This window comes from Sphingomonas sp. 8AM (assembly GCF_902506455.1).
In the GTDB taxonomy this organism is placed as follows: domain Bacteria; phylum Pseudomonadota; class Alphaproteobacteria; order Sphingomonadales; family Sphingomonadaceae; genus Sphingomonas.
The window spans coordinates 3049746-3061428 of the sequence record NZ_LR733844.1 but is presented as its reverse complement, the minus strand read 5'-3'; the positions used below and the strand labels follow the sequence as shown (position 1 = coordinate 3061428).

At 67.7% G+C, this 11683-nt stretch carries 7 protein-coding genes and 1 pseudogene; 6 read left to right on the top strand and 2 right to left on the bottom strand.

The features are described 5' to 3' along the window. Positions 1-46 precede the first annotated feature (46 nt). From BACI71_RS14435 to mazG, 6 genes are all read left to right on the top strand, one after another. Positions 47-3016 (top strand): 2-oxoglutarate dehydrogenase E1 component, encoded by a 2970-nt coding sequence (locus BACI71_RS14435; protein ID WP_159759758.1) that lies wholly within the window; start codon positions 47-49, stop codon positions 3014-3016. 74 nt (positions 3017-3090) lie between these two features. Further along, positions 3091-4317: a 2-oxoglutarate dehydrogenase complex dihydrolipoyllysine-residue succinyltransferase gene (odhB, locus tag BACI71_RS14430; RefSeq protein WP_159759756.1), complete on the top strand. Its 1227-nt coding sequence runs from the start codon at positions 3091-3093 to the stop codon at positions 4315-4317. 129 nt (positions 4318-4446) lie between these two features. Beyond that, positions 4447-5847 (top strand): dihydrolipoyl dehydrogenase, encoded by a 1401-nt coding sequence (gene lpdA / locus BACI71_RS14425; RefSeq protein ID WP_159759754.1) that lies wholly within the window; start codon positions 4447-4449, stop codon positions 5845-5847. 157 nt (positions 5848-6004) lie between these two features. Beyond that, entirely contained in the window at positions 6005-6307 is a 303-nt protein-coding gene (locus BACI71_RS14420; RefSeq protein WP_159759752.1) for a GCN5-related N-acetyltransferase, read from the top strand. 31 nt (positions 6308-6338) lie between these two features. After that, positions 6339-8807 (top strand): T6SS phospholipase effector Tle1-like catalytic domain-containing protein, encoded by a 2469-nt coding sequence (locus tag BACI71_RS14415; RefSeq protein ID WP_159759750.1) that lies wholly within the window; start codon positions 6339-6341, stop codon positions 8805-8807. Between the two features lie 18 nt (positions 8808-8825). After that, entirely contained in the window at positions 8826-9563 is a 738-nt protein-coding gene (mazG, locus tag BACI71_RS14410; protein ID WP_159759748.1) for a nucleoside triphosphate pyrophosphohydrolase, read from the top strand. A 107-nt stretch (positions 9564-9670) separates the two neighbouring features. Here the strand turns inward: mazG and hflX are convergent, their stop codons facing one another. Together hflX and hfq are read right to left on the bottom strand one after the other, a co-directional pair. Further along, complete coding sequence (hflX, locus tag BACI71_RS14405; protein WP_159759746.1) at positions 9671-10963, bottom strand: GTPase HflX; 1293 nt, start codon at positions 10961-10963, stop codon at positions 9671-9673. A gap of 10 nt (positions 10964-10973) precedes the next feature. Continuing rightward, positions 10974-11492, bottom strand: a pseudogene (hfq, locus tag BACI71_RS14400) (RNA chaperone Hfq); the annotation flags it as partial. Between the last annotated feature and the right edge of the window lie 191 nt (positions 11493-11683).

The following is an 11683-nucleotide window of genomic DNA, read 5'->3' as shown; positions in this document are numbered from 1 at the left end:
GGGGTGACGCGTCAAAGAAGAAGCCGAGCGGCCGGGGAAGCGTGACATGGGCTACGAAGGCCAAGATTTCAGCGACATCGCCGGAGGCGTCAGCCCCCAGTTCATCGACGCGCTCTATGCGCGCTTCAAGGAATCGCCCGACTCGGTCGACATCGGCTGGCGCAACTTCTTCGAAGGGCTTGAAGGCTCGATGAGCGCGCCGTCCTGGACCAACAAGCGTTGGCCGCTGACCACCACCGACGACCTGACCGCCGGGCTCGACCCGACGCAGATGGAGCCGGCCCCCAAGCCCCTAAAGGGCGGCAAGCCCGCCGCGGCGCCGGCCGTCGCAGCACCGTCGCAGGATGCGATCGTCAAGGCGGCGGCGGACTCGATTCGCGCGCAGCTGCTGATCCGCACTTATCGTGTGCGCGGCCATCTCGCCGCCAACCTCGACCCGCTCGGTCTGTCGGGCTTGCGCGAGTTGCCGGCCGATCTGACCACCGAATATCACGGCTTCTCCGACAGCGACATCGATCGCCCGGTCTATCTCGGCGGCTCGCTGGGGCTGCAATGGGCGACGATCCGGGAGCTGGTCGACACGCTACGCGCCAATTACTGCGGCAACGTCGGGCTCGAGTTCATGCACATCGCCGATGTCGAGGAGCGCAAGTTCCTCCAGGAGCGCATGGAGGGCAAGGACAAGCAGGTCGAGTTCACCGCGCAGGGCAAGAAGGCGATCCTGAACAAGGTAATCGAGGCCGAGCAGTGGGAGAAGTTCCTCGGCCGGAAATATGTCGGCACGAAGCGCTTCGGGCTCGACGGCGGCGAGAGCATGATCCCCGCGCTGGAGAGCGTCATCAAGTATGGCGGCGCGGCGGGCGTCAACGAGATCGTGTTCGGCATGGCACACCGCGGCCGCCTGAACGTGCTCGCCAACGTGATGGGCAAGCCGCTGCGCGTGATCTTCCATGAGTTTGCGGGCGGCTCGGCCAACCCGGACGACATCGGCGGCTCGGGCGACGTCAAGTATCACCTCGGCACCTCGACCGACCGCGAGTTCGATGGGCACCACGTCCATATGTCACTGGTCGCCAATCCGTCGCATCTCGAGGCGGCCGATCCGGTCGTGCTCGGCAAGATCCGCGCGATCCAGCAGATCGCGGGCGATCTGGAGACGCATTCGCGCTCGCTGCCGGTGCTAATCCACGGCGACGCCGCGTTCGCGGGCCAGGGTATCGTGTGGGAATGCCTCGGCTTCTCGGGCATCCGTGGTTACAACACCGGCGGCTGCGTCCACTTCGTCATCAACAACCAGATCGGCTTCACGACCAGTCCGCAGTTCGCGCGCTCGTCGCCCTACCCGTCCGACGTCGCGAAGGGCGTGCAGGCGCCGATCTTCCACGTCAACGGCGACGATCCCGAGGCGGTCACCTTTGCGACGAAGATGGCGATCGAATATCGCCAGAAGTTCCATCGCGACGTCGTGATCGACATGTGGTGCTATCGCCGCTTCGGTCACAACGAGGGCGACGAGCCCGGCTTCACCCAGCCGCTGATGTACAAGGCAATTCGCGAGCATCCGCCGGTCAGCGACGTCTATAGCAAGCGATTGATCGCCGAGGGCGTGATCGATCAGGCGTGGCTGGACGACAACGTCAAGCAATATGTCACGCTGCTCGAAGGCGAGTTCGATGCGGGCGCGAGCTACAAGCCGAACAAGGCCGACTGGTTCGCGGGTCGCTGGTCGGGGCTCCACGCCCCCGCCGACGCCGAGAGCGCGCGGCGCAGCGTCGAGACCGGCATCGAGCAGAAGCTGTTCGATTCGATCGGCCGCACGCTGACGACGGTTCCCGAGACGATCGCGATCCACAAGACGCTGTCGCGCGTGCTCGACGCCAAGCGGCAGATGTTCGAGAGCGGCAGCAGCTTCGACTGGGCGACCGGCGAGGCGCTGGCGTTCGGCTCGCTGCTCCACGAGGGCTATGGCGTCCGCCTGTCGGGTCAGGATTCGGGCCGCGGCACCTTCTCGCAGCGCCACGCGGTGTGGGTCGACCAGGCCGACGAGCACAAGTTCGTGCCGCTGTGGACGATCCCGCACGGCAGCTTCGAGGTGCTCGACAGCCCGCTGTCCGAATATGGCGTGCTCGGGTTCGAATACGGCTATGCGCTGGCGGACCCGAAAACGCTGGTGATGTGGGAGGCGCAGTTCGGCGATTTCGTCAACGGCGCGCAGATCATGATCGACCAGTTCATTGCGTCGGGCGAGGCCAAGTGGCTGCGCGCCAACGGCCTGGTGATGCTGTTGCCGCACGGTTACGAAGGTCAGGGGCCGGAGCATAGCTCGGCACGACCCGAGCGCTTCCTGCAGCTCTGCGCCGGCGACAATATCCAGGTCGCGAACTGCACCACGCCGGCGAACTACTTTCACCTGCTGCGCCGGCAGATGCATCGCAACTTCCGCAAGCCGCTGGTGGTGTTCACGCCCAAGTCGCTGCTGCGTCACAAGCTGGCAGTGAGCAGCGCGGCGGACTTCCTCGGCGACTCGCACTTCCGCCGCATCCTGTCCGACCCGTCGGCACCGGCGGATACCGAGACGAAGCGGCTGGTGCTGTGCACCGGCAAGGTCTCCTACGACCTGATGGAAGCGCGCGACGCCGCGGGCGACAAGAACACGCAGATCGTCCGTGTCGAGCAGCTCTATCCGTTCCCGACCGAGGCGCTGGCTGCACGGATCGCGCGGATGACCAACCTCGAGGAGGTCATCTGGGCGCAGGAAGAGCCGCGTAACAACGGTTACTGGTTCTTCGTCGAGCCGTTCATCGAGGAGGCGCTGGGCATCGCGAAGGCGCGCGTCGCGCGGCCGCGCTATGCCGGCCGGACCGCGGCGGCATCGCCTGCCACCGGCCTGATGAAGCGTCATCAGGCGGAACAGGGCGCGCTGATCGCCGACGCTCTGGGCCATAACGTGCGCGACGAGATTCGTCGTACGCGCGAGGCCGAGACGACGAAGAACGCAGCGGCGCCGACCGCCTGACGATCACGGTCCCGGCACACGCCGGGATCTGCTAACGACACCCGACGGCCACGGCCGCGACGACGAGGTTTGAGATGGCAACCGAAGTTCTGGTCCCCACGCTGGGCGAATCGATCACCGAAGCGACGGTCGGCGAGTGGCTGAAGCAGCCCGGCGATGCGGTCGCCGCCGACGAGCCTATTGCGAGCCTCGAGACCGACAAGGTCTCGGTCGAGGTCCCCTCCCCCGTTGCTGGCGTGATGGGGCAGCATGCGGTGAAGGTCGGCGACACGGTCGAGGTCGGCGCGCTGATCGCGACGATCGAGAGCGGCGACGGCGCGCCCGCCAAGAGCGCCGCGCCGCAGCCGGCGGTGACCGAGAGCCCGGCTCCGGCCGCGGCATCGTCGCCGGCTCCTGCGCAGGGTGATGCCGCCGCTGCGCTATCGCCGTCGGTGCGCCGCGCGGTGCTCGAGCACGGTGTTGATCCCTCGACTGTCAAGGGCACCGGCAAGGACGGTCGCCTGACCAAGGAAGACGTCGCCGCCGCGGCGTCGACCAAGCCGGCCACCGCACCGGAACCGCAAGCCGCACCGGCTGCGGCTCCGGCTCCGGCGTCGGGCGGGCGCAAGGAAGAGCGCGTCAAGATGACGCGGCTTCGCCAGACGATCGCCAAGCGCCTGAAGGAGGCGCAGAACACCGCCGCGATGCTGACAACGTTCAACGACGTCGACATGACCGCGGTGATCGAGGCACGCGCCAAGTACAAGGACCTGTTCGAGAAGAAGCATGGCGTCCGGCTGGGCTTCATGGGCTTCTTCGTAAAGGCCGCGACGATGGCGCTGAAGGACATCCCGTCGGTCAACGCATCGGTCGAGGGCGACGAGATCGTCTATCACGATTACGCCGACATCTCGGTCGCGGTCAGCGCACCGAACGGTCTGGTCGTGCCGGTGATCCGCGATGCGCAGGACCTGTCGGTCGCGGGCATCGAGAAGACAATTGGCGACTTCGGCAGGCGCGCCAAGGACGGCACGCTCAAGATGGACGAGATGAAGGGCGGCACCTTCACGATCTCGAACGGCGGCGTCTTCGGCTCGCTGATGTCGACCCCGATCATCAACCCGCCGCAGTCGGCGGTGCTCGGCCTGCACCGGATCGAGGAGCGCCCGGTGGTCCGCGACGGTCTGGTCGTGGTGCGCCCGATGATGTATCTGGCGCTCAGCTACGATCACCGGCTGATCGACGGCCGCGAAGCGGTGACCTTCCTCGTCGCGCTCAAGAATGCGATCGAGGATCCGACGCGCATCCTGATCGACCTGTAAGACGCGGCCCAACGTACCACCTCGGCGAACGCCAGGGTCCAGTTGGGATGGCAGATGTAACCGGGCGCGGCGTTTCCTATCTCCGCCCCGAAACTGGACTCCGGCGCCCGCCGGGGTGGAGGCATGGAAATGGCTGACGAACAGCAGTACGACTATGACGTCCTCGTGATCGGTGCCGGCCCCGGCGGCTATGTCGCGGCGATCCGCGCCGCGCAGCTCGGGCTCAAGACCGCGTGCGCCGAAAGCCGCGAGACGCTGGGCGGTACCTGCCTCAACGTCGGCTGCATCCCGTCGAAGGCACTGCTCCACGCGTCGGAGCTTTACGATCACGCCGCCAATGGCGCGATGGCGAAGCTGGGGATCAAGACGACGGTCGAACTCGACCTCGACACGATGCATGGCCAGCGTCGCGACGCGGTGAAGCAACTGACCGGCGGCATCGAATATCTGTTCAAGAAGAACAAGGTGACGTGGCTAAAGGGCCGCGCGGCGTTCAAGGATGCGCATAGCGTCGACGTCGCCGGGCAAACCGTCACCGCCAAGAACATCGTGATCGCGACCGGCTCCAGCGTCACGCCGCTGCCGGGCGTCGAGATCGACCAGAAGATCATCGTCGATTCGACCGGCGCGCTCGACCTGCCGACCGTCCCCGAGCATCTCGTCGTGATCGGCGGCGGGGTGATTGGGCTCGAGCTGGGCAGCGTATGGCGCCGCCTCGGTGCGAAGGTGACGTGCGTCGAATATCTCGACCAGATCCTGCCCGGGTTCGATGGCGACATCCGCAAGGAATCGAACAAGATCTTCAAGAAGCAGGGCATTGAATTCCAGCTTTCGACCAAGGTCACCGCGATCAAGGTCGAGGGCGACAAGGCGGTTCTGACTGTCGAGCCTGCCGCCGGTGGCGAAGCGACGACGATCGAGGCAAGCCATGTGCTGGTGTCGATCGGGCGGCGTCCGAACACCGATGGCCTCAACCTCGAAGCCGCCGGCCTGTCGACCAACCAGCGCGGGCAGATCGAGATCGACCACGATTTCCGTACCAAGACAGACGGCGTATGGGCGATCGGCGATGTCGTTCCCGGCCCGATGCTCGCGCACAAGGCCGAGGACGAAGGCATTGCGGTCGCGGAAAATATCGCCGGCCAGCACGGCATCGTGAACCACGCGATCATCCCGTCGGTCGTCTACACCTGGCCCGAGATCGCGGGCGTCGGCCTGACCGAGGAAGCGGCGCGCGAGCAGGGCGAGATCAAGGTCGGCAAGTTCCCGATGATGGCCAACAGCCGCGCCAAGACCAATCACGAGCCGGATGGCCTGGTTAAGGTGATCGCCGACGCCAAGACCGACCGCGTGCTGGGCGTGTGGTGCATTGCGAGCGTCGCCGGCACGATGATCGCGCAGGCGGCGCAGGCGATGGAATTCGGCGCGACCAGCGAGGACATCGCCTACACCTGCCACGCGCACCCGACGCATTCGGAGGCCGTCAAGGAAGCCGCGATGGCGGTGCAGGGCAAGCCGATCCACATCTGACGTAAGGCAGCGTCGCGGCCCTTCCGCGGCGTACATGATGCAGTCGGAGCGGGGGTCGCGGGTGCGGCCCCCGTCTCCTTTTCGGCCAGCGCGGGGCCGGCAAGGCCGCTATAGACGTGGGATGGTGTCCCTTCCTCCCGTACCAGCCGACCGGGCAATGCGCGAGCAGCACTGGCTGAGCCTTACGCGCGTCAGGTTGCCGCAGCTGGCACGCACGCGCGACTGGCCGGTCAGCGCGGATCATTGCTTCCAGCGGATCCTGCTCGACCATGCCTGTGGCGGGTGCTGGTACGACCATATCGCGCGGCGCCCGGCCTATGCGCACGCGCCCGACCCGATCCTCGATGCGGCGATCGCATTGGGCGAGGCGGTGGCGAACGGCGCGGCCGATCTCGCCGCGCTCAACAACACGTCGCTGAATTGGCGGGGGAAGCGTCCGCGCTTGCCTCGACGGGGATGACGGCGCAGCATAAGGCCGAAGAGGGGTGGAGATGGCGGAGGATCGAGGGCTGGGCGAACCGAAGCGCGGCAAATCGATCCTCCTGTTCTCGGACGGCACCGGCAACAGCAGCGGCAAGCTGTTCAAGACCAACGTCTGGCGCACCTATGAAGCCGCCGATCTCGGCCCGCCGCCACCCGGACTGCGGCCGCAGATCGCGTTTTATGACGACGGCGTCGGGACGTCGTGGTTCCGGCCCCTGGCCATCCTCGGCGGCATTTTCGGGATTGGATTGAAGCGCAATGTGCTCGATCTGTACCGCTTTGCGTGCCGGAATTACACTCCCGGGGACACGATCTACGCTTTCGGCTTCAGTCGCGGCGCGTTCACGATCCGGCTGGTGATCGCATTGATCGCCTCGCAGGGGCTGGTGCCTGCCGACACCGAAGCCGCCTTGCGGCAGGGAACCGCGGATGCGTGGCGCGCCTATCGCCGACGCTATCTGCCGCGACGGCTGCAGTGGCCAACGAAGCTGTGGCGCGCCGCCCATCTCGCGCTGATTCACGCGCTGCGACGACCCGAGGATCGTTACCGCCTGCGTCGCAACCGCCGGCCCGAAATCCGCTTCGTCGGGGTGTGGGACACGGTCGCGGCCTATGGCGGACCCAGCGTCGAGATCACGCGCGCGATCGACAATTGGCTCTATCCATTGTCGATGCCCAATTACGCGCTGAGCAAGCGCGTCGGCCGCGCGCGCCACGCGCTGGCGCTCGACGACGAGCGCGACGCCTTCCACCCGCTCGTATGGGACGAACTGGCGGAGCGCGAGTTGATCGTGCGTGGGCTGGTCCGCGAGGACCGGCTGCGGCAGTTCTGGTTCACCGGGATGCACGCCGATGTCGGCGGCGGCTATCCGGACGAAAGCCTCAGCTATGTCTCGCTGCTGTGGATGCTGGAGGAGGCGCAGAAAGCGGGTCTACGCACGCTCGACGTCATTACCGACCGGCATCGCGCGCTCGCCAACAGTGCGGGGCCGATCCATGACAGCCGCGCGGGGCTGGGCAGCTATTATCGCTACCTCCCCCGCCGCATCGACGCGCTGCTCGATCCGCCCGCGCCCGAGACACGGCTCACCTGGCCACCCGAGCGACGCGATGGCCGCGGGCTGCTGACGGCGGCGCGCATCCATGAGAGCGCGCTCGCGCGCATCATCCGTGGCACCGACCGCTATGCGCCGATCACGATCCCCGAGACTTTCGAGATCCATCCGCCGCAGCGCGCCGGCGAAAACGTGCCGCAGCCCGCCAGCGGTGCGGACGCCAGATCAGCACCGGACCGGGGCGACGTAAAGCCGCTGCTGTCGGCAGCCGATGTCGCAACGCTGCGCGACGCGGCGCGCAAAGCCGCTCGCACCGCGATGATGCCGGCGATCTGGGACCTCGTCTGGTGGCGACGCGTCGGCTATTTCGCCACGGTCCTCGTCACCGCCGCGCTGGCCTCGATGCCGCTGTGGCCGGCCCCCGCGGGCATGGAGCCGTGGTGCGACGATAGCCGCTGCCTGTTGCCCGGGCTGTTCAGCCCGCTCAAGGCGGTGCTGCCCGGCGCGGCCTCCCCGTGGATCGACCGCTATACCGCGCAGCCGGTGACGGCGAGCGCGCTGCTGGTGCTGCTCGTCGTGGGGATGATGCTGGGCGGGCGAATGGGCGGCACGATCCGCGCGCGCTCAGCGGCGGCGTGGCGGTGCGTGCTCGATGGAACGCCCGCCGCGCCCGACCGGGGCGGCGTGGCGCGCGCGATCCGCTGCTCGGCGCTATGGCTGGGAACGTTGCGCTTCCTTAAATGGCGGCTGCTGCCGGGCCTCGCGGCCGTGGCGGTGCTGGTGGCGCTGGCCGCTGTTCCGCTGGCGCTGCCGATGCAATGGTGGCTGGCGAAGGCCGAGCGCGATGGCACCCTGTGTCACGATCCCGGTGCGCGCCCGGATGCGAACGCCGAGACGATTTCCTTCGCCGCGGACCAGCCGTGCACCGATCTGCGCCGGATGCTGAAGCCGCACGCGGCCTACGCGATCACGCTGCAGGTGACGCGGCAATGGTGCGATGGCGGACTGGCCGCCGATCCGGTACGCGGTGCCACCGGCGGCTGGTGGCTGACCCCGTTGCGCTTCCACCGGCGTGTCACCAGTGCCAACTGGCTGAAGCCGGTGGCGATTGTCCGCCGCCCCGATTCGGAGGACGGCCGGGTGCCGGGTGCAAAGGTGCGGATCGATCCGCTCGATTTCGACTATCTGGGCGCCGGCCGCTACCGCGCGCGGCTGATCGCACCAGCATGGGGCGGACAGCTCTATCTGGCGCTCAACGACGCCGCGCCGCCGTTTCGCCCGGAGCTCTTCTACGCCAACAACACGGGCGCAGCCGTGGTGACGATTACCGAGGAGCGCGCGCCGTCATGCCGTGAGGACGGTTGCGCGATCGCGCTGCCCCCGCCACCAGCGATCGCGTGTGGTGCGCGGGTCGCGCGCTGAGCGACGAGGATTTCGGAGATGATCGAACGGCTGATCGCCATCATGGCGCGGCTTCGCGGGCCGGACGGTTGCGAATGGGACCGCGCGCAGACCTTCGCGACGATCGCGCCCTATACGATCGAGGAGGCGTATGAGGTCGCCGACGCGATCGAGCGCGGCGATCCGGGCGAGCTGAAGGACGAACTGGGCGACCTGTTGCTGCAGGTGGTGTTCCACAGCCGCATCGCCGAGGAAGCGGGCGCGTTCGCGTTCGATGACGTGGCGGCGGCGATCAGCGACAAGATGGAGCGGCGGCACCCCCATATCTTCGGCGGCGAGGCCGAGGGCGGGCATCATCGCTGGGAAGAGGTGAAGGCCGCCGAGCGAGCCGCCAAGGGCGCGGCAAGCCCGCTGGACGGGGTGGCGCGCGGTCTGCCGGCGCTGCTGCGCGCCGAGAAGATCCAGAACCGGGCGGCGCGGGTCGGCTTCGACTGGCCGGATACCGAAGGACCGCGCGCGAAGATCGACGAGGAGCTGGCCGAGGTGGCAGCGGCGACGACGCCGGCCGAGGTGGCGGACGAAGTCGGCGACGTGCTGTTCGCGGTCGTGAACTGGGCGCGGCATCTGGGGGTGGAGCCGGAGGCGGCGTTGCGCGCGGCCACGGGGAAGTTCGAGCGGCGCTTTCGGGCGATGGAGGCGGCCGCTGGGGCGGCCTTCGAGGGGATGGCGCTGGAGGCGAAAGAGGCGCTGTGGGTAGAGGTCAAGGCGGGGGAGTAGGCGCTCCCCCGTCATCCCGGACTTGATCCGGGATCCCGCTTTTCCCACGGGCCGGTGAAGAAGAAGCGGGGCCCCGGATCAGGTCCGGGGCGACGGTTTGGGCGGGGTCACTCCCCGCGGGTCAGGAAGCGTTCGTGGTCGGCGGGGGACATGCGGACCTCGTAGACCACGCGATCATCCTCGACATGGCTGTCGAGCACCTCGCCATGCGCGTGGAGCCACGCTGCCGCTGCCCCGTCCGCCGCCTCAAGCGCCAGCGTGTAGCGGACGTGCCCCTGCGTCAGCAGGTCGCCGATGTGGCGGACCAGCGCGTCGACGCCTTCGCCGGTGAGCGCGGAGAGCGGCACCACGTCGTCGCGCCGCGCCGCCTCGGCGAGCAGATCGTCGCGCGCGTCACCGTCGAGCAGGTCGAGCTTGTTCCAGGCCTCGATCACCGGGGTCGTCTCGGTCACGCCGACATCGGCGAGCACGCCCTCGACATCGGCCTTTTGCGCGGCGCTGTCCGGGTGCGCGACGTCGCGGACGTGGATGAGCAGGTCGGCGGACACGACCTCCTCCAGCGTCGCCTTGAACGCCGCGACCAATTGCGTCGGCAATTCCGAGACGAAGCCGACCGTGTCGGACAGAATCGCCTTGTCGATGCCGGGCAGCGACACCTGCCGCAGCGTCGGGTCGAGCGTCGCGAACAGCAAATCCTCGGCCATGACGTGCGCGCCGGTCAGCCGGTTGAACAGCGTCGACTTGCCCGCATTGGTATAGCCGACCAGCGCGATCACCGGCCACGGCGCACGCTGACGCCGCTCGCGGTGCAGCCCGCGGGTGCGGGTAACCTGATCCAGTTCGCGCCGCAGCCGCGCCATCCGGTCGCGGATCAGCCGGCGGTCGGCCTCGATCTGCGTCTCGCCCGGACCGCCGAGGAAGCCGAAGCCGCCGCGCTGGCGTTCGAGGTGGGTCCAGCTGCGCACCAGCCGTCCCGACTGGTAATCGAGGTGCGCCAGTTCGACCTGCAAGCGACCCTCGGCGGTCGCGGCGCGCTCACCGAAGATTTCGAGGATCAGCCCGGTGCGATCGATCACCTTTGCCTCGAGCGCGGTTTCGAGGTTGCGCTGCTGGATCGGGGTCAGGCTGCCGTCGACGACGATCAGCCCGGCCTCCTCCATGCGCGCGCGCGTCGCGAGTTCCTCGATCTGGCCCGAGCCGAGCAGGGTCGCGGCGCGCGGGGTGCGGATGCGCAGCGCGACGCGGTCGACGACGAGCACGCCGATCGCCTCGGCAAGCCCGGTGGTTTCTTCCAGCCGCGCCTCGGCATCGCGGCTCGATCCGCCGAGGTCGGGATAGACGACGATCGCGCGGGCGCCGCGGGTGAATTCGTCGCGGTCGCGCTCAAAGCCAGTGGTCACGGACAGTGGATCAATCCTCCCCGTCGTCGTCGCCGGAATCGTCGTCATCCTCACCATTGTCGGAGAGGTTGAGCGGGCGCGACGGCTGGATGGTCGAGACGGCGTGCTTATAGACGAGCTGCGCCATGCCGTCGCGCTGGAGCAACATGCAGAACAGGTCAAAGCCGGCGATCGCGCCCTGCAGCATGACGCCGTTGACGAGGAACATCGTCACCGGGTCTTCCGACTTGCGGACTGCGTTGAGGAAGATGTCCTGGAGCAGCGGCTGCTTGCGCGGATTGTCGTTCATCTGGCCGACGATCCCGGCGACGTCGACCGGGCCGGCGGGCATGATCGTCGAGATCGCATGCTTGTAGATCAGCTGCGACTGGCCATCACGGCGCAGCAGGACCGAGAAATTGTCGAACCAGGTGACGATGCCCTGAAGCTTCACCCCCTTGACGAGGAACATGGTGACGGGCGTCTTGGACTTGCGCAGCGCGTTGAGGAACAGGTCCTGAAGCGACGTCGGCTTTTCGGCCATGTAAGAATTGTCCTTGTTCTTGGCGGGAGGTTCCCCGCGACGTGCGCCGTTGCCGGCGTCGGTGGCATCGCATCGGAATACGACAGGCGTAAGTTAGGGTTCCGGTCGGCCAACGTCCAGATGCGCGGCGGGCGCGCGGCGGAAGTTTGCGAAGGTGGCGCCAAACGGGGGTGGCGCGCGGTTCGGGTGGCGGACGA

Excerpts from the sequence above, each read along its gene's own strand:
- BACI71_RS14435 (WP_159759758.1), top strand. The coding sequence starts at position 47 with ATGGGCTACGAAGGCCAAGATTTCAGCGACATCGCCGGAGGCGTCAGC.
- odhB (WP_159759756.1), top strand. The coding sequence starts at position 3,091 with ATGGCAACCGAAGTTCTGGTCCCCACGCTGGGCGAATCGATCACCGAA.
- lpdA (WP_159759754.1), top strand. The coding sequence starts at position 4,447 with ATGGCTGACGAACAGCAGTACGACTATGACGTCCTCGTGATCGGTGCC.
- BACI71_RS14420 (WP_159759752.1), top strand. The coding sequence starts at position 6,005 with ATGCGCGAGCAGCACTGGCTGAGCCTTACGCGCGTCAGGTTGCCGCAG.
- BACI71_RS14415 (WP_159759750.1), top strand. The coding sequence starts at position 6,339 with ATGGCGGAGGATCGAGGGCTGGGCGAACCGAAGCGCGGCAAATCGATC.
- mazG (WP_159759748.1), top strand. The coding sequence starts at position 8,826 with ATGATCGAACGGCTGATCGCCATCATGGCGCGGCTTCGCGGGCCGGAC.